The sequence below is a fragment of the Lacisediminimonas sp. genome (assembly GCF_030645335.1).
Classification (GTDB): Bacteria; Pseudomonadota; Gammaproteobacteria; order Burkholderiales; family Burkholderiaceae_D; genus Lacisediminimonas.
Genome location: NZ_JAUSNH010000249.1, coordinates 1 through 18,326, shown reverse-complemented (window position 1 = coordinate 18,326; position 18,326 = coordinate 1). Strand labels below are relative to the sequence as shown.

Annotated in this window: 16 protein-coding genes and 2 pseudogenes; 6 read left to right on the top strand and 12 right to left on the bottom strand. The window is 57.9% G+C overall.

Going from position 1 to position 18,326, the window contains the following annotated elements:
- Window positions 1–290: 290 nt before the first annotated feature.
- The 3 genes from Q7T64_RS17220 to Q7T64_RS17210 form a co-directional block, all read right to left on the bottom strand.
- The gene (locus Q7T64_RS17220) at window positions 291–1,361 is read right to left on the bottom strand and encodes a flavodoxin family protein (RefSeq protein WP_304798291.1); all 1,071 of its coding nucleotides are present in this window, start codon (window positions 1,359–1,361) and stop codon (window positions 291–293) included.
- A 258-nt stretch (window positions 1,362–1,619) separates the two neighbouring features.
- Window positions 1,620–3,326: an EAL domain-containing protein gene (locus tag Q7T64_RS17215; protein WP_304798288.1), complete on the bottom strand. Its 1,707-nt coding sequence runs from the start codon at window positions 3,324–3,326 to the stop codon at window positions 1,620–1,622.
- A 262-nt stretch (window positions 3,327–3,588) separates the two neighbouring features.
- Entirely contained in the window at window positions 3,589–5,028 is a 1,440-nt protein-coding gene (locus tag Q7T64_RS17210; RefSeq protein WP_304798285.1) for a PLP-dependent aminotransferase family protein, read from the bottom strand.
- A gap of 342 nt (window positions 5,029–5,370) precedes the next feature.
- Here Q7T64_RS17210 and Q7T64_RS17205 point away from each other — a divergent pair.
- Window positions 5,371–5,619, top strand: a pseudogene (locus tag Q7T64_RS17205) (LrgB family protein); the annotation flags it as partial.
- Window positions 5,620–5,691: 72 nt separating this feature from the next.
- Here the strand turns inward: Q7T64_RS17205 and Q7T64_RS17200 are convergent.
- Window positions 5,692–5,904 carry a DUF2970 domain-containing protein gene (locus tag Q7T64_RS17200; RefSeq protein ID WP_304798280.1) on the bottom strand — a complete coding sequence of 71 codons (213 nt, stop codon included), beginning with the start codon at window positions 5,902–5,904 and terminating at the stop codon, window positions 5,692–5,694.
- Window positions 5,905–6,417: 513 nt separating this feature from the next.
- Here Q7T64_RS17200 and Q7T64_RS17195 point away from each other — a divergent pair.
- Together Q7T64_RS17195 and Q7T64_RS17190 are read left to right on the top strand one after the other, a co-directional pair.
- Window positions 6,418–7,146 (top strand): c-type cytochrome, encoded by a 729-nt coding sequence (locus Q7T64_RS17195; RefSeq protein WP_304798277.1) that lies wholly within the window; start codon window positions 6,418–6,420, stop codon window positions 7,144–7,146.
- Entirely contained in the window at window positions 7,143–8,444 is a 1,302-nt protein-coding gene (locus tag Q7T64_RS17190) for a cytochrome c (protein WP_370653361.1), read from the top strand. The genes Q7T64_RS17195 and Q7T64_RS17190 overlap by 4 nt, the downstream gene beginning before the upstream one ends.
- 303 nt (window positions 8,445–8,747) lie before the next feature.
- Here Q7T64_RS17190 and Q7T64_RS17185 read toward each other — a convergent pair whose 3' ends face one another.
- The 6 genes from Q7T64_RS17185 to Q7T64_RS17160 all read right to left on the bottom strand — a co-directional run bounded on the left by Q7T64_RS17185 (window position 8,748) and on the right by Q7T64_RS17160 (window position 14,826).
- Window positions 8,748–10,586: a type II toxin-antitoxin system HipA family toxin gene (locus tag Q7T64_RS17185; RefSeq protein ID WP_304798273.1), complete on the bottom strand. Its 1,839-nt coding sequence runs from the start codon at window positions 10,584–10,586 to the stop codon at window positions 8,748–8,750.
- A gap of 336 nt (window positions 10,587–10,922) precedes the next feature.
- Window positions 10,923–11,672: a YoaK family protein gene (locus Q7T64_RS17180; protein WP_304798270.1), complete on the bottom strand. Its 750-nt coding sequence runs from the start codon at window positions 11,670–11,672 to the stop codon at window positions 10,923–10,925.
- A gap of 98 nt (window positions 11,673–11,770) precedes the next feature.
- The gene (locus Q7T64_RS17175) at window positions 11,771–12,793 is read right to left on the bottom strand and encodes a TerC family protein (RefSeq protein ID WP_304798267.1); all 1,023 of its coding nucleotides are present in this window, start codon (window positions 12,791–12,793) and stop codon (window positions 11,771–11,773) included.
- 65 nt (window positions 12,794–12,858) lie between these two features.
- Complete coding sequence (locus tag Q7T64_RS17170; RefSeq protein WP_304798264.1) at window positions 12,859–13,101, bottom strand: hypothetical protein; 243 nt, start codon at window positions 13,099–13,101, stop codon at window positions 12,859–12,861.
- Between the two features lie 142 nt (window positions 13,102–13,243).
- The gene (locus Q7T64_RS17165; RefSeq protein WP_304798261.1) at window positions 13,244–13,906 is read right to left on the bottom strand and encodes a dihydrofolate reductase family protein; all 663 of its coding nucleotides are present in this window, start codon (window positions 13,904–13,906) and stop codon (window positions 13,244–13,246) included.
- 65 nt (window positions 13,907–13,971) lie between these two features.
- Entirely contained in the window at window positions 13,972–14,826 is an 855-nt protein-coding gene (locus Q7T64_RS17160; RefSeq protein ID WP_304798258.1) for a neutral zinc metallopeptidase, read from the bottom strand.
- A 372-nt stretch (window positions 14,827–15,198) separates the two neighbouring features.
- Between Q7T64_RS17160 and Q7T64_RS17155 the strand changes: the two genes are divergently transcribed.
- A complete protein-coding gene (locus tag Q7T64_RS17155; RefSeq protein ID WP_304798255.1) occupies window positions 15,199–15,888 on the top strand; it encodes a formylglycine-generating enzyme family protein in 690 nt (229 codons plus the stop codon).
- A gap of 178 nt (window positions 15,889–16,066) precedes the next feature.
- On the opposite strand, the pseudogene Q7T64_RS17150 reads toward Q7T64_RS17155, so the two are convergent.
- Window positions 16,067–16,193: pseudogene (locus Q7T64_RS17150) on the bottom strand (dihydrofolate reductase); the annotation flags it as partial.
- Between the two features lie 124 nt (window positions 16,194–16,317).
- On the opposite strand from Q7T64_RS17150, the gene Q7T64_RS17145 reads away from it, so the two are divergent.
- On the top strand, window positions 16,318–16,476 hold the full coding sequence (locus Q7T64_RS17145) for a hypothetical protein (RefSeq protein ID WP_304798251.1): 159 nt from the start codon (window positions 16,318–16,320) through the stop codon (window positions 16,474–16,476).
- Between the two features lie 125 nt (window positions 16,477–16,601).
- Window positions 16,602–17,957, top strand: coding sequence for an ankyrin repeat domain-containing protein (locus Q7T64_RS17140; RefSeq protein ID WP_304798247.1), 1,356 nt, complete (start codon window positions 16,602–16,604; stop codon window positions 17,955–17,957).
- Window positions 17,958–18,100: 143 nt separating this feature from the next.
- Here the strand turns inward: Q7T64_RS17140 and Q7T64_RS17135 are convergent.
- On the bottom strand, window positions 18,101–18,326 hold a 226-nt coding region (locus tag Q7T64_RS17135), incomplete at its 5' end, for a DUF3597 domain-containing protein (protein ID WP_304798244.1).

The window sequence follows — 18,326 nt, the reverse complement described above, 5'->3', positions numbered from 1 at the left end:
GGCTTCGCGATAAACCTGATAATTTAGCCCAGCCCATAAGGTTGGACTGCTAGGGTAGACGGCAAACGAAGCCTTGGCTCAATGATGCAACAGCCCCGCTCCGGTAGCGCTTGCTATTATCGACTGCACCGACTTCACCTCTCCCGAAAAGTCCCCTAGTATTGACGCTGTCGTACCGCATCTTAGAAACTTCATTTATTGAACATAATCAAGCGGCAAGAGCCAGTTCACAGTTACCCCCAAGATGACGCTACGGACTTACCAATGCACCTACCCTGCCTGCATCACTGTTACTTCCGACGTGGTTTTCCAAGATTTTTGTCCGGTTGGCTGAGCGTACCTCGTCTTAACTCATTGACTGCTTCTGCAACCGCATGCGCGACATTACGAACTTCTTTCTGTACAGCCACATCACGGTCAAGAGTAGCGTGACTGTCGGCGTACGATTCGTAGTATCCAATGAACCGATCAAGCCGGGCACCTGCACCTGCATCAATCAAACCCATCCAGTCCAGCCAATCGGACAGGTCACGACGCACTCCTTCGATACCTGCAACATCGCCGTGCACGACGAGGCCATACACCCTGCCCGCGAGATGTTTGGGATAGTCCCAGCCGGCGAGCTCTACAGCTTTTGCTTTTTCCGCGTTTTTTCCACCAGTTGAAGTCGGATCTGGATTGCCGCCATCCGCGCACACCAGGCGATCGATCATCAATTTCAAAACGCTTGGCGTTTGATACCAGTACACTGGCGTGAGAATGATGACGGCATGGGCAGCAACCCATTTCTCATAAATTTCGGCCATCCAGTCGTTGGTTTGCCGCTGACCATGGTTCGGATAGCAACTGCATGGCCAATGGCACAACGGCATTGCTGTCGACGCGCATCCTTTGCAGGGATGAATGTGCTTGTCATAGTCGGATATCAACAAGCTCAGGTCGAGCAGATCCACTTCAATCTGTTGTGCTTGCAAGACTTCCTGCGCCATAACCGTGAGCCGCCAAGTCTTCGATATTTCACCGGGACAACTGCCGTCATTACGCGCTGAGCCACATATCAGCAGAACGCGTGAAGGTGTTTGTAGATCTTTCTGCTGCTGGTCAAGTTCTGCCAGTCGTTTGCTGCTCGCTTTCCATTCAACCGAAAGATCGTAATTCGGGTCGGCAAAGCCAGGACCCGCTTTTTCAGTAATCGGTGCTTTATGGCCCTGGACGTAGTTGAGCCATGCGACCTGCTCGACTTTTGACAATGCCTCTTGGACGTCGTTGAAAGCTGGATCTACGAAAGATTTCTGAAACCGTAAATGAAATTCGTCCCTACCTAGCGGCGGCGGAGCCTGGCCGGTGCGCGGTCTGGTCATAAAGTCTCCTCGATAATTGTGGCTTAAGAGTTCTTGGGCTCGGCACGTCCGTGTATCCGCCACCGCTCATAGGACGAGTTTCAACTCATGAAAGTTGCTCAAAAACCAAAATAGTTATTTTGCATTTCCCCCCTGACATGTCAGACAGGTTGCCGCGCTCGATGGACTGGTTACGATAGACCGGAATTGGTGGTCACGATGGGCCGGAATACCCAGCTCTCATCGCCGACTGCGCGCGAACATCATTTCCGTTTGGCGCTATTTCAGACGCAGCATGAATTCCGCAAAGGCGTCCGATTCAAGTGGGCCGCTGATGAGATAACCCTGAATGAGATCGCATCCGGCGTCCTTCAGCTCTGAGACATGGCGTTGGCTCTCGACGCCTTCCGCGGCCGTTTTCATGCCCAGCGAGCGGGCGAGACCGACAATGCCCCGTACGACCGCCGATGCCTTCTCTGAATCGACCAGCGCCTGGACAAACGACCTGTCGATCTTCAGCGTGTCGATAGGCAATCGGACCAAGTAGCCGAGACTGGAGTATCCAGCGCCGAAGTCGTCCAGCGATGTGGATATGCCAGCTTGCTTCAGCGCGGCAAGAACCGACGTTGCCTTTTCGATGTCGCTAACCAGGGAGTCCTCCGTGACTTCAATGTCGAGCATTGCGGGGGCGACGCCATGTGCCCTCGCAATACGGAGAATTTTATCTGCAAGTCCCCCACCCAGAAGTTGTCGAGCCGACAAATTGAGGCTGATCCGTGGTACGGGCACGCCCAAGCGTCGCCATGCCCCGATATGCTGGCAAACGGCATTGAGCAGCCAGTCGACGAGGACTTCTTCGTAGGGCGACTCAAGTAAGACATCCAGGAATGCGTACGGCGTCAGCAAGCCTCGTTCAGGATGACGCCAGCGAAGTAGCGCCTCGGCACCGACCGGGGAAGCGTCCGCGAGTGCTATCTGGGGCTGAAAATGAAGTTCGAACTGGTTCGCGGCGAACGCCTCACGAAGATCCATGCGCAAAGCAAGACGGTCACGCATGCCCCGGTCGAGTGCTTCATCGTACATGCGCACCTGAAACCGACCAGATGACTTCGCTGCGTACATGGCCGTGTCGGCGTGACTCAGCAGCGTCTCGGCTGATTCCGGAGCTTCTCTCAGCAGCGCGATGCCAATGCTGGCGGACAGGGAGACGTATCTTCCGCCTGCTTCGAATGGCGTTGCGAACTCCTTGAGCACCGCGTGCGCGAAAGCTTCTGCTGCGCTTTCGGTCGTACTGCGTATCAAGAGAACAAATTTATCGCCCCCTACGCGCGCGGCGAAAATAGCAGGTTCGAGAATTGCGAGCAGCCTTTTCGCAAAGTCGTGCAGCAGCCCATCGCCGACCGCATGACCGAAGGCGTCGTTGACCTCCTTGAAATGGTCCAGGTCGATGAACAGCACCGCCAGGGAAGCGCCACGCGCAAAACCTGGGGAAGCAGCCTCGGCGACCGCGCGTGTCAGCACTTCCATGCACTTGCGCCGGTTGGCCAATCCGGTCAGGTAGTCGTGACTGGCTTCAAATTCCAGCTGCGCCTCGTGCTCGTGTTCGCGTGTGACGTCGCGGAAGAGTACGGTGATGCCATCGTCGTGCGCAAATGACCGCACCTCAAACCAGGTGCCGAGCGGTGCGTAATAGCCAGTGTGCCGGCCGGGCTGTCCAGTTGCCGCCGTCTGCTGATAAACGCGATAGTAGTCGGAGTCTACCAAGTCCGGGTAACACTGCCATATGTCGCGTCCGAGCAGGTTTTCCCGCTTCTGCTGCAAGTATCGTTCAGCTGTATGGTTAAGATAGGTGAAGCGCCACGATTTGTTTATGGACATGAATCCGTCGCTCAGGCTATCAAGCATGTCGCCAAGGTGAGCCGGAGCAAGTTGTCCGGCGCCGGCATCCGTCGGGCGGGGAGGACGGGAGTCAGTCTGGCGTTCCATTTTTAATTTTCTGTTCGCGTCGGCCCTGAAGGCTGGTGCGCAAACCGTGGGGTCACCCCATTCTAGGCGCATTCGCCTCCGCTACGAATATCGGGGTGTCCGAGCGCCCGATGTATTGACGGGGATCAGGCTTCAGGACTGAGCGTTCGAGCGCCTCAAAAGGTAAGGCTTGCTCGCATTGGCGGGATACGGTGTTGTTGCCGCGCGACGAGAGCATGCCATTGCAGTTAGTTGCCCTGCGCGCGAATCGGCAGAACCGACACTACCCGGCAATTCCTTTCACGCTCTCCATGCTGGCGCTGATCAGCCGAGCGAGCGTCGCCAGCGCCTCTTCGGACCGCGCGTCCCAAGGGTGACCGTAGTTAAGCCGAAGGCAATTTTTAAAATCTCGGTGCGCTGAGAACATGGGGCCCGGTGCAACGCTGATCCCCAGGGAAAGGGCCTTGCGATGGATTTCGAGCGTGTCGACTTTCCCTGGAAGCTCGATCCAGAGAAAGTACCCGCCACTCGGTCGTGTGGCCCGGGTCCCCTTCGGGAAATAACGGACCACGCCCTGCATCATTGCGTTTTGCTGCACCGAAAGCGCGTGCCGCAGTTGACGCAGATGCTTGTCGTAGCCTCCCTTGGCCAGGTAGTCGGCCAGTCCGGCCTGAGCCGGACTCGACGCTGATAGCGTGGTTGTCAGCTTGAGCCGGGAGATTTGCCGGGCGAACTTTCCCGGAGCGACCCAACCTACCCTGTAACCGGGGGCGAGGCATTTGGAGAACGAGGAGCAGTGCATGACGATGCCGGTCGTGTCGAACGCCTTGGCAGGTTTTGGACGTGTGCTCCCGAAGTACAGCTCGCCGTACACATCGTCTTCAATCAGCGGAACATCATGCGACGCCAGCAGTTCAACCAGCGCCTGCTTTTTTTCGTCCGACATCAGGCTGCCGAGCGGATTCTGAAAATTCGTCATCAGCCAGCACGCCTTGGGTTGATGGCGTTCCAGCGCACGCGCGAGCGCATCGAGGTCGATGCCCTCCCGCGGGTGCGTTGGCACCTCGATGGCGTTCACGTCCAGCCGTTCGAGTGCCTGCAGGGCGGCGTAGAAGGTCGGGGACTCGATGATGACGGAGTCGCCTGGGCGCGCGACGGCAAGCAGGCACAGATTGAGCGCCTCAAGTGCGCCGTTGGTAATGATGATCTCATCCGTATGCACATGCAGGCCATCGGCCAGGTAGCGCAGTGCGATCTGGCGCCGCAGATCAGCATTGCCTGGTGTGAGATCGTCGATCGAGCTCCATGGATCCATCTGCTGGGTGCTAGACGCCACGGACCGCGCCAGGCGTGCCAGCGGGAACAGAAACGGACTCGGGAACGCCGAGCCGAACGGCACGACATCACGTGCTCTCGCGGATTCGAGTACATCGAAGACGAGGTTGCTGACATCGACGGAGGTGGAGTCGCCGGTCGGTCGGGAAGCATCCTCCGGCTCGGGGGGCAGGAGCTTCGCACCGGCAATCACATAGTAACCGGAACGTTCGCGCGCCCGGACGAGTCCACGTGCTTCGAGCAGGTAGTACGCTTCAAATACAGTGGACGGACTGACTCCCCTGCTTGCACTTGCCTGGCGCACTGATGGCAACTGATCGCCAAGTTTCAGCACGCCGGTGCGTATCGACTGCGCGATCTCTTCCGCCAGTGCCTCATAACGTTTCATTCTTGATTTCCCGAGGGACGGTCAAAAGACCATCCGGCTGAAGCGCCGCTGTTATAAAAAAAATTAAAAAAAGCAGCCTGCTATGGCGGTGCCTTTGGTCAGCATTCGGCCATACTTTTTATCTAGGGTAAACCAGTAGATGGCGGTCCGTAAGCGCACGGAAATATATTCCACTGCTACGGTTTTTTGATCTGATTCTGATCCTGTTTTTTAATCCCCATTATCGTATAGAGGCATGGAAGGACTTACTGCCCGATGAGGAAGAACATGTTCGAGAAACTGGCTGCACCACATGCAGGGATTACCAGGACAGTCGGCAGGACAAGATGAGGACCTGCTTCCCTCACCTCCGCACTGGTCATGCTGACCGGGATATTCGGGGCGGCAATAACCCAGGGTGTGGTGCGGCGCATGGGAATTACCGCTCACGAGATTTCTGGCTTCACCCTGGGCGTCGTCGCGCACGGCATCGGCACATCACGCGCACTCCAGACAAGCCAGGAAATGGGCGCCTTTGCGGGGCTGGCCATGGGTCTGGCAGGTGTATTTACTGCCGTGCTCATTCCGATCTGTCTCGACGTCGCGGGCTAACTGTAAAGTCGCATTGTTCTACTCGTCGTTGGGTACCGTCGCACCTCGGGAACCGGTATATTCGGCTGCGCTTTACGAGACCGCATAATTGACGATAATCAACAGAGCGCAGATGAAGATGGCAAGGCCGATTGCTGCGGCCGCAAGCACGTAGAACGGATTCATGCGGCCCACGTCCTGCTCGAAGTCCTTGCGTCGCCGCAGGCCCGCAAAGGACCAGGCGATGGCCGCCAAGGTGCTCAGGAACGAGCGCGTGTCCGGTTTCTTTGCGTTTTCTGTTTTCATGTGTGACCTCATTTGAACGATGCCGCTGCATGAGTGGCGCGTGCTTGTGGCGTCGTGTCCTTCGTATTGGTGCCTCTGTCGATCCGGTTGATTGACAGATGGGCTGGCGGCCCGCTCACGATTCCAGAAGACGTGCGCACAGCAGCAGTCCATTGCTGATGGTTGATTGTCGGCGATGAGCGGAAATGAAAACAGAAGCAGAACACGGGAAATTTTGCATATCAGAGCCGATCTGTACTGCACGGTGTGCAGTCCCAGCGCGCGTTTTTTGCTTCGCCGCCGATGCAACTCATTCCGCAGGTGAAATAACGGTACAGGACAGGAATCTGATCCGTACAAATTATCCCGAACTGCTACTGTTCTTTAACACTGGCGCCGCTGACAATAGCAGCGCCGAACGAACCATCGCAGAGCGAAAGACAGCCCGATATCAACGCGCTTTATCTGCGCGGTTTCTTTAATTTGACTCCCATGAAGTTCACATTGCCAGCAGGCTTCCGACCGCTTTTCTCAATGCGCTGCAAGACACGATCCCTTGTCCGGTTCGCCGCCGCTGGCGTCCTCCTGATCGGGATTTCGGCCTCACAGGTCGAGGCACAGGCGCAAGCCGAACCGAAGTTGCAGGACACTATCGCCCAGCGCAGCCTCGCCTGCGCTGCCTGCCACGGCAAGGAAGGCCGGGCCACGCGCGACGGCTACTTTCCCCGCATCGCCGGCAAGCCTGCTGGCTATTTGTATAACCAGTTGATCAATTTCCGCGAAGGACACAGGCGCTATCCAATGATGACCTACATGGTGGCGCATCTGTCGGACGACTACCTGCTGGAGATGGCGCAGTATTTCTCGGACCTCCATCTGCCCTATCCGCCGCCGCAGGCGCCGAACGTCTCGCAGCAAGTCCTGCAGCGAGGCCGTCAACTCGTCGTCAACGGCGACCCCTCCAGGAAAATTCATGCGTGCATTGCCTGCCACGGCGCACAGCTGACTGGTGTTTCTCCCGCCATCCCCAGTCTGGTCGGTTTGTCGCGCGACTACCTCAATTCACAATTCGGCGCATGGAAGACCGGCGCCCGCCGGGCCGCGGCACCGGACTGCATGGCCGACATCAGCAGGCAGCTGACGCCCGACGATATCGGTGCCGTGTCCGCCTGGCTGGCGTCCCGGCAAGTACCAGCCGACATGACCCCGCGTGCCGCCACTTCAGTAAAACTGCCCGTTGCCTGCGGCAGCTTCCCGCAATGAAGAAGAATCGAACCATGACGCGCATCCTGATTGCCGTACTCGCGCTGGTCATCCTGATTCCGCTCGTCGTGATCGGCATGCAGCTGGCACATGATCCAGGCAGCGACCAGCCCGGTGTTCCCGTCGTCAACGCCACCGAGCAGGTCAGTCGCGGACAATACCTTGCCATGGCCGGCAATTGCATGAGTTGCCACACCGTGCGCGGCGGGGATGAATACGCAGGCGGCCGCGCAATCGCCACGCCCTTCGGCAGCATCTATTCGTCGAACCTCACGCCGGACCCGGAAACCGGCATCGGCAACTGGAGCGCAGATGACTTCTGGCGCGCCATCCATAACGGCAAGTCGAAAGACGGCAGATTCCTTTATCCCGCCTTTCCCTACCCTGACTACACCAAGGTCAGCAGGGCCGACGCTGACGCCATGCATGCATACCTGCAGACAGTTCCACCGGTGCGGCAGGCAAACCGGGAACACGACCTGCGCTTTCCGTACAACCAGCGCATCCTTCTGGCGTTCTGGCGCGCGCTGTATTTCACCCCCGGGGAGTTCAAGGCGGACCCGAAACAAAGCAGTGAATGGAACCGTGGCGCCTACCTGGTACATGGATTGGGACACTGCGCTGCCTGCCACACCGCGCGCAATTCCTTGGGCGGCACCATTGCCGAGGGCGGTCTGGCCGGGGGCATGATACCGATGCTGGACTGGTACGCATCCTCACTCACCTCCGATGCAGGAGCGGGCCTCGGCGACTGGGAGACGAAGGATATTGCGGACTTGCTCAAGACCGGGGTGTCGCGCCGCGGTACAGTGTTCGGACCGATGGCCGAAGTGGTCGGTGAAAGCCTGCAGCATCTGTCGCAAAGCGATATCGACGCCATGGCCATCTACCTCAAGTCGATTCCTGGAATCGATCACGGCGGGCCACGGCCGGTGCCAGCGCCATCGGCCAGCGCGGAGGCAATGCTCGGGCAAGGAGCCAGGCTGTATGAGCAGAATTGTGTGGAATGCCACAGGGCCGATGGCAAGGGTGTGCCCCCGGCCTATCCGCCATTGGCGGGCAATCAGTCCCTCTGGGCATACTCGGCACTCAATCCGATTCGCATGGTGCTCAACGGCGGCTATCCGCCCAGCACCGGCGGCAACCCGCGGCCGTATGGCATGCCTCCGTTCGGCACATCCCTGAATGACGAAGAGCTTGCGGCGGTGGTGTCCTACATCAGGACAAGTTGGGGTAACCAGGGCAGCGTGGTGTCTCCCATTGAAGTCGCGCGTTTCAGGGGGGTGCCAGTCGACTAGAGCAAGCGCAGGCGATAGAGGCGCGGTTCCACTTCGACTCGAACAGCATTCTCCCGAGCTGCTCAGCCCCCGCCGCTTCGAGTGCCTCCCTCGCGTTGCTAATCCCACTGCCCGTGTGTGACTTCATTTAGTCCTACCCATCTTGGATGTGCTTGTTGGCGATTTGAGTTGAAATCTCATGAAGAACGACTACGCTCTGCCGACGCTCTCCTCGAAAGCGGCATTGGCCGGGGCAATTCAATATGTCTTTTTTAGGCTGTCCACGATCGGACGAAGCGCTTTTTCATCAACCCACTTCAACGATCATGCAAACGCTTCGATTCGCGTCCGGCAGATATCGATCATCCTGGCCGCCACCGCTTCGCCTTCCGGGCCATAGTCCGGCAGCTTCGGCAACGCAAGCTCGTCGGCGGCCCGCGTCATACGCGCGATCATGTCGTCGATCGCGCGATCAGCATCGGCTACTCTTAACCCCACCGTGCTGGCCAGCGTCCGAAAGTCCGCCCGGGTGAGACGATCGTCCTTGCCGTTCAGCTTGAGCGCCAACCGGTCCCGTGCCAGCCGGGGAAATACGCGTGTCGTCACTGCGTCGTAAAGTGGCGCCATGCGCACGGCGCTGAACTGCTTGTCTCCCGGTTCCACTGTCTTCAGAAGCGCCATGTTCTTGAGATGCATGTCACCGTCCGCGATCAACCAGGCAAAAAGCGCGCGCCGGAAGATGATGAGAATATCTTCCTCTGGCGCGGTCGATAATGAGCGGACGGCACGGGCGACACGTTCTATCGTCCCATCGTATTTTGCTGCGGTCGGAAGATTGAGCACGGAACAAAGGTCTTCCAATGCAAACATGCGCTTGTCTGCGACGCTTTCACGGATGTCGAAGCGCTCGACAAGCAAGGCCGGTGGCATGCCGTCAGGCATGGCAATCAGCGCCGTTGCAGGAACCGCAAATCCGACTGCCCGGCCAAGAGCGAGGGCCATCCATTCGATAAGCGGCAACGCCTCGAATCCCCCCTTGGCCGCAGGCTTCAGGATGTGGGTGAACGGCGTGTCGGTACTCGGCGAAAGCATTCCGTTGGCATCAAGGTGCATCGGCGCCTTGACCTGGATGCCCGACAGTCGGGGCGTATCGGCATGTTCGTAAATCTGCGCAAGATTGCGCTCGAAGCTTTCCTCGATGACGCTCCGACCTGGCCCGGCATAGGTGCCGGTGAATACGCCGTCTGCGGTGTACCGGTCGAGACGTGTCAGCAGCAAATCCGGCGGTAGCGCGGCAAGTTCGCTCTGCTGCTCGACGATGCTGATGTTCGACATGTATCGCTTGCCGGACCGGAGCATCGCCCGCTCGTCCCGATCATGCAGAACCGCTTCAAGCCAGCCTTCCGGTAGCAGGGACATGATGAACGGCGGCAGCTTTCCGGGCGTGGTCTGGCGCACCAGCGCCGGCCCACCAGCTTCGATCGGAAGCCATCGCCATTCGAATCCGTCATGAACCAGATTGCCGATGGGTGCGCCGTGCCAGGCCACGATCCGGTTGAGTGCTGCCTCATTGCGCACCAGCGCTGATGCCGGACGGCGCAGAAGGAAGCGCTCGGATTGCTCGCCTTCCCGATACCATTCATTTTCACGGGCCAGCGCCCAAACGGCATCGGCTGCGGACTTCGCATTTCCATATTCTTCAATCAAACGCGCGGCGATCGACTCCCGTGCCGTCTCGTCGATCGAGGCTGCATGCTCGCTACGCAAACGAAACGCTTCAAGAAAGCGCTGGCGGATCGACGACACATCGACCCGGAATTCGCCCATGCCGTCGTCCACGACAGCCGAACCTGTCGAAGGCTGCTTTGGGGCTTCGTTCTGAATGATTTCCAGCGCGCGAATGCGGGTCCGCTGGCTGCGGCGGCCGCTCAGGAAAAGCCTGCCGTCCCGTGTTGGCCCCAAGAGGATGGCGCTCGCTGCGGACAAGTAAGCTTTGGGATAGAGGTATCGAGCGATGCGAACGGCATGCCTGAGCACCATGGCATCGACGTCGTCGTCCGTATCCACGTAGATTCCGCGCATGATTTGGACGAGCTTTCCCGTCTCTGCCTGATAGTGGCTGCGGGCCTTGTCAATGTGTTCGCCTACAAGATGCAAAGCCATTTTCTAACTTTCGCGTGGTTCATCTGCGAGAAAGTTAGCATTTATTGCGACTGAAGTGCAAGGAAATTCAAACTTTCGCGCATTTCATCTGCGCGAAAGTTTGAATTTCTTGAGGGTGGGCTCAAAAGAGAGGAAGGGGATCTGGCGCTTTCACACCTTCTGATGTCTACCATGGCCATTGCATATACCATGGCCGTGGTAGCGTTAAGGTCGCGCGCACCAGATGCTTTCTAGGGAGGAACAAACGCAAAAAGCACAATTCGGGGACGCGCTGATGACGGAGTCGCCTCGGCGCGCGACGGCAAGCAGGCAAAGATTGGGCGCCTCAGCAAGACTTCAAATATCTTCTGCCTGGCCTGCGGACTGCAGCGCGGACGCCAAGGACATGGCAACCAGTGGCAGGGCCAGCAATATGGTGAAGGAGAAGCCTGCAAGCTTGAAGCCGAAGGCGCCTATCAGCCCGCCGACAAAAAAGGACAAGACCATTGCGCCATGCACTCGCAAGCGGGTTCGGTTTGCGAGCACTGTGTGGCTCGAAACGTCGTGGCTCCGGTTCCAGTAAATCAATTTTCCGATTTCGATGCCAATGTCAGTAACCAGGCCGGTAATGTGCGTCGTGCGTATTTCGGCGTTCGATATCTTTGTGACCAGCGCGTTCTGCAAGCCCATTGTGAAGCACAACAGGATGGCGGTTAAGGAGATGCTGACTATTTCGTGAAGTCGCAGGCTTGAACCGACAATGCCAAAAGCAAGCAGGAGTGCGGCTTCTATCCGCAGCGGCGCGGCGTAAATATTCGTGGCCGAATGTCGCTGCGCGTAATTGACCAGCCACGCCGTGGTGGCCGCCCCTGCCATGAATGAAAACAGCGACAAGCCGGCGGCGACAGCCAGGCCAATATTCCCGAGGATCAGGTTGTCCGCCGCTGCCGAAACAATGCCTGTCATGTGCGAGGTGTACTGACCGATGGCCAGGAAGCCACCGGCGTTCAGGGCGCCAGCGACAAACGCGAGCAGGACGCCCAGGTGCAGATTCGCGCTTGCCGTTCTCTCTCGTGCGGTCAGTCGGGCAAGGTAGTTGATGGGCATAAATAGCGCTGCTGGAGCGCATGAACCGTTTCATGGGAAAGCGATATTCTATATGACTTGATGCACAGGCCAGCTCGGTGGCGGCTGTAGCCCTTGCCTCACTTTTCTTCCGTGGATTTGCGGTCTCGCTTGGAACTGAACGGAAACGCTGTTCCTGCCTTGCCGGGTTTGGCCGGTATCCGCAGCGATAACAACATGGCGACCGCAAGCGTCGCAACCGTGAAGCCCAGTGACCAGACGATCGGTATTTTGTAAATATCAATAAGCAGCATCTTGGTGCCGATAAAGCCCAGGACAATTGCCAGTCCGTAAGAGAGCAGATGAAAGCGCTCATGCATGCCCGCAAGCACAAAATACATCGCTCGCAGACCAAGAATCGCAAAGACATTGGATGTGAGCACAATGAACGGATCCGTCGTAATGGCAAAAATGGCGGGGATTGAGTCCACCGCAAACGCCAGGTCCACGATTCCAATGAGCAGGATCACCACAAACAAGGGCGTGGCCATTTTTACGCCATTGGTCACGGTGAAGAATTTTTCACCGTCGTAGTTGGGCGAGAGCTTCATGTGCCGCTCGATCCAGCGAAGCGCCGGATTATTTACAAGGTCGGGCTCCTGGCCTGCCGCCCACCACATCTTTATTCCGGTGAACACCAGGAACACGCCGAACACGTACATGATCCAGTGAAACTGGGAAATCAGCCAGGCGCCGATCAAAATCATGATCGTGCGCAAGACCAAAGCGCCCAGGATGCCGATCATCAAAGCGCGCTTTTGAAAAGCTGACGGCACCGCGAAGTAGGTGAAGATCATCAGGAAGACAAAGATATTGTCGACGGCCAGCGCCTTCTCCACCAAATAGCCGGTAATGAACTCAAGTGCCTTGGCGTCCGCAAGTTCCCGGGAAATGGGGACCTGACTGGCGCCGCCAAGATACCACCACAGCCAGCCGACAAATAGAAACGACACCGCCACCCAAACCATCAACCAGATGGTCGCTTCCCGCATGCTGACGGTATGCGAACCCTGACGATTCAGAGACAGAAAATCGATCGCAAGGGCGATCAGGACAAACACGATAAACAGTGTCCACAACAAGGGCGTGCCGATGGAAATCATCGCGAGGAGCCTTCAACCCAGCGGATACAAACTAACGCCTGGGCTTTGCAGGAATGGGAAGCACGCTACTGCGCCACGTCATCAATCCGCTTGAGCCGTTGGCCGTAAACGCCCCAAGTGCATTGGACTCCATCCATCGTCGCGCATAGCGCCCAGCCATTGCCAATTTTTTTTACCTCGACTTGGACCCCAAGCTCTTTCGCAAGCTTGTCCGCCCATCCCTTGGCTGCGCCCTGCCCTTTGAACAATTCATTGTTGTTATGAATTACCGTTTGTTCAAAGACCGCTTTTGAAAAAATATCTTCCATCTGTTACTCCTGGAATTGCGTTTAGCTTTCGACCCATTGTCCTCTGTCGCATCCATGAATGCGGTCATTCAAATTTCGAGAAGCTGACCCCGACGCCCTGAGCTAAGGTGGCCCGCCAGGGGCATCGGCCTTCAGCGAGTGGTCAGGCGTGCGTGTGCCCTTTGCGCCGCAGGACGACATGCGTGGCTTTTTCCGACGCTACGAATTCAACGCACTCATAACCCAGAGCCCGCGTGTCAACCCCTTCGAACAGCGATTCTCCCCGTCCGAGCAGGACCGGCGCGATGGCAATGTGCAGTTCGTCAATGAGGCCTGGACGAAGATACTGCCGGATTGTGTGCGGCCCACCGCCGATCCGCACGTCCATTCCGGCAGCGGCCTCGCGTGCACGGTCGAGCGCCTCGCGGATGCCTCCTGTCATGAAGTGGAACGTCGTGCGGCCTTCCATCTCGATGGGGGGACGAGCATGATGGGTCAGGATGAAGACCGGAACATGATACGGTGGACTATCTCCCCACCAACCTTTCCAGTTTGTGTCCGGCCAGTCTCCACGAATGGGTCCGAACATGTTCCTCCCAAGTATCCAGGCCCCGACATTCTGAAAGCCACGGGCGGCGAAGTCATCATCAACCCCCGTCGTGCCGCCGTCCTTGCCAAACAAGGCCCGCTGGAACGTGCGTGTGGGGAGTAACCACTGGTGCAGGTCCGTCCCGCCAACGCCGAGCGGATTGTCGATGTCCTGATTCGGACCTGCTCCGTATCCGTCGAGCGAGATGGTGAAGCCCTCAACGCGAACTCGTGTCATCGCTTTCCTCCGCCAAGACGCCTAACAGGTAATCAACACCGCATCAATGCCCGGTTTTTTGGAGGCTACGGCTGCGCGGTTCCGAAAGTATTGCAGGCACTCACCTTACCACTCTCGATGCCCCGCTTGAACCACCGAACCCGTTGCGCAGACGTACCGTGAGTGAATGAATCCGGAACCACGTAGCCCTGCGATCGTCGTTGCAGCGCATCGTCGCCGATCGCGGCGGCAGCGTTCAGGGCCGCTTCCACATCGCCCGCTTCCAGGATGCCGCGTGCCTGGTCCGCATTCCTCGCCCACACCCCGGCAAAGCAGTCTGCCTGCAATTCGACCCTGGTCGAGAGTGCATTGGCCTGCGCTTCCGAACTGCTGCGGCGCGCTTTATCGACCCGCTCCATGACGCCCATCATGTTCTGCACGTGATGACCGACTTCATGGGCAATCACGTAGGCCTGTGCGAATTCGCCGCTGACGCGGAACTTCTCTTGCATCAGACGGAAGAACGTCAGGTCGATATACACCTTGCGATCGCCAGGGCAATAGAACGGGCCGCTCGCTGCCGTACCAGTGCCGCAAGCAGATGGGGTCTGCCCACTGAATAGCACCAGCTTGGGCGGCTGGTAGGTGCTGCCGCTGTCGCGGAATATCTTGTCCCAGCTGTCTTCGGTGTCGGCCAGTACGGTTGACACGAAGCGAGCAGTTTCATCGTTTGCGGGTGGCTGGCCCGAAGACGACTGCGCTTGCGATGGGGGGCCGCCGCCATTGATGATGCTCAGCACAGTCGACGGGTCGACGCCGAAGAATAGCGAAGCGACGAGCGCGATCACCACGCTACCGATACCGAGCTTGCCCCCGATCGGCAGACCGTTGCCGCGCCGGTCTTCGACATTGCTGCTTTCCCGATTTCCCTTCCATTTCATGATTGCCTCTCGATTACATGCGCGTCGTACAACGGTGTTGCCGTTCGACATAAGCATGACTTTGCCTGCGTCGCGGTCGTTTCATGATGCCAAGGTAACCGCTCATGAGTGTAACAACGAATGCTTTTACATCTCGTCGATTCTTGAACGACTTGAGCCATCAGGAATAGTCCTGGAAGCGGACGGATTCGGCTTTTATCGCGAAGCAGGATAGATGGTTCGGCGGCACCAGCGCAAACGGTTTGCCGCGCTTAGGGGCACCGTCGCTGGTGACAATGCAAGAGTGGCTTCCCGCATGACATACTGTTGTGACGACTTCCAACCAAAACGTATCCGAACCATCCGAGTGCCTGCATGAAAAGCAAATCACCTGTGACCTGCGGATTACTGCTGACCGCCCTCCTCGGCCTGCCGGCATACGCCTTTACCCCATCCCGGGTCGACATGGGCGACTTCAGCATCGACACCACAGAAGTCACTATCGGCCAGTTCGCACGCTACGCCGACAGCCGGCAACTCAAGACCGCCGCCGAAAAAAATGGCTACGGCATGGAGTACGGCGCAGGCTGGGAAAAACGCACCGGCTGGAGCTTCCGTTCCCCCTACGGCAAGCCCGGCGCACTGGATGAGCCTGCAGTCCATCTCAGCTGGCATGAAGCGCATGCCTACTGCCAGGCAGCCGGTGGTAGCCTGCCCACACGGGCGCAATGGTCACGGGCTGCCTATACCGAACAAAGACGCAACCCGCCACCACCATTCGTTAGCGGACGCACTTATGCCTATCCGACCGGCGACACATCGGCAGGCGCCAATACCGCTGGCACGGAAGATGGCTGGGCGCGACATGCCCCTGCCGGCCGAACCGCGATGGGGGTCAACGGTCTGTACGACATGGGTGCCAACGTATGGGAATGGCTGGCCGATGCCAGCGGCGACGATCGCCTGACCGCAGGTGGGTCCTGGTGGTATGACGCAGCGAAAATGAAAGCAGACGGCATGCAGTTCAAGCCGGCGGCATTCTATGTGGTGTATGTCGGATTTCGCTGCGCCTATCCGAAGTGAAATGAAGCCAGGTCGCGATGTCGAACGCGTTGCACAGGCCAGCTCAGTGCTGGCCTGTAGCCCCTGTCTCACTTCGCGCTTGGGCGTTCGTGTCAGCTACTCCCTTTCAGAGGTGTCTAAATTGAAACAGAATGAGGTCGGTTCGTCAACTTTTCGGGACGAATCCCAAGCAAAACGTATCCGAACCGAACAAGGTCCGTTGCACCGTGCGCGTTGGAAGTAACCAACTGCTGTAGTGCCGTGCCGCCAACGCCGAGAGGATTGTTGCTGTCCTGAGTCGGGCTTGCTCCGTATCCGTCCTGCATCGCGTCCCCGGAATCAGCATTCGGACATGGCACGATCGGTGCCGCATTCGCCCAACCAAGATCCGCCCCCGCTCTAGCTCAGGAAATGCTTGCGTGCGTAAGCAAGCAGCTGTCCTTCTGTTGGATGATCGACCGTTTCTACGCCCTTGATTTTTCCGGCGACGGCTGGCACGTGCCGGGTCAGGTGCTTCATGAACGCATTCTTTTCCTCGGCCGGTTCGATAATCAGGACCTCGTTGGCGTGCGGATTTATATCGGTGCGCCATTCACTGTGACGGTATGATCTGTCGCGCACCTCCCAAATAGTCCCCATGTCAGTTCAAAGCGAAAAAAATGATCTTGCGAATTCGGATGTTATTGCTGTCCCTATGCATTGTTGCCCTCAGCGGCTGCGCAAGTGGTCCGTCCATGCCCTTATTCGGCGCCTGGGAAGCGCAGGACAGAGCAGAGTTTTACCGGCTATTGAATGCACCCGAGACAACCAAGGCGGAAAAAAACCTGGTGTTCGCCAACAGCGTCGGTTACGTCGATTTCCCCAGAGTCGGCAAATTTAACGCTGAAGTCTTCCAGGCGCTCAAGCCCGTCGCGGACATCAATGCATACTTCGACATCTTGTTGAGCAGTGCATCGCGGGGGCCGACCTCGCTGCAACTGGTACATGACCTGGGCATCGATCTGAACCGGCAGGACTCCGACGGAAATAGCGTCGCCCACCATATTGTCCTGAAGAAAAACACGCCGCTGGTTGAGAAGGCGGTAAAGCTGGGCGCCAGCCTGAATCTGCAGAACAAGGAAAAAGTGACGCCGCTGGCGATAGCCCTGATCGGCTGGCTGGAAGATCCTGACGATGTCAAAGAAATGACGGAAAAAATCAAGGCGTTCACCAGGAGCGAGATTCGGGAATCCGAAGCCATGACCAGGATGCTTATCAATAACGGGGTTGACGTCAATGGCAAATTTTTTGACAACGGACGTACGGCAGTGCTGCAAGCAGCACTGCAAAACCGGCCGGATATCGTGCGTTATCTGATTTCTGTTGGCGCAAATCCTGAAGCACGCGATCTGACTGGCGACGATCTGGCCGCATATATTGAATCGGGAAGAAAAAATTCGCAGGTCAAGGATCAAAGAAATCAGCAGGCAGCGGCGAAAGCGCGGGCCAACCGAGAGTTGCTGGGCAGCCTGGTGAAGGCGACCGTCGCCGTCGGCGTTATTGGAGCCAGCAAGATGGCGCCCGATAATAAAGTCACTGTATTTAGTGCCGTGGCGACTGACATCGCCACCAATGGCCAGGCCAAGGCCACCCAGAACGCTTCGGCAAAAATGCTGAGCGCGAATTCAAATAGCACGCAGATGGCAGGGGGCGCTGGAAAACCAGGATCGAGTCCTGCGAAGCTGGCTGCCGTAACCCCATCGTCGGCGAGCAGCAATCGCAACACAACGAGCGCGACCCGCGGGCGAGTTGCAAGCACGACAAACGTGGCGTCGAGTGCCGAACCACCGGCACCTGCACGCCCTGCAGTTGGCCCGAACGACCGGATCTATTTTGCTTACGCTGTTCAGACATTGGATCACTCAATGCCATTTTGCAGCACGGAAGGTCCTACCGACACACATGGACCAACCGCAAAAATTGCTCCTTTGCCTGATCCACCGGCCAAAATGTCGTGGGATCTCCTGACCCCGCGGCCTGTGACCAAGGCGCAATGCGATGAATGGATAGGGCGATGCCGCGCAAGGGAAGCAGGAAGTCTTTGTCATTGAGCTTTAGCGCGCCAACAGATCAACTTCCGAAATGCGATAACGCCTGAACGCTCAGGCACATAGTGGCCGGTGTACCAGGCAAAAAGGTCACCTCGCAGAGCTTGGAATCGCCCGTTTCGGGGAGCCAATGATGGTCCCCGCGCTCAGTCGAGCAGATCCCTGGGTACGTTGCCGCCGTTAGCGGCGAGCTTGGCCAGCACGGTCTTGTGCAGCCACATGTTCATCTGGGCCGAATCTCCCATCAGGTCAGCCGGACAACCCAGCTCGGTCGCGAGTTCCTTGCGCGCGGTCAGGCCGCTGTCGATGTCCAGCAGTTTCAGCAAGTCCACGATGGAGGTGCGCCAGTTCAGCTGCTGAGGGTTGGAGGCC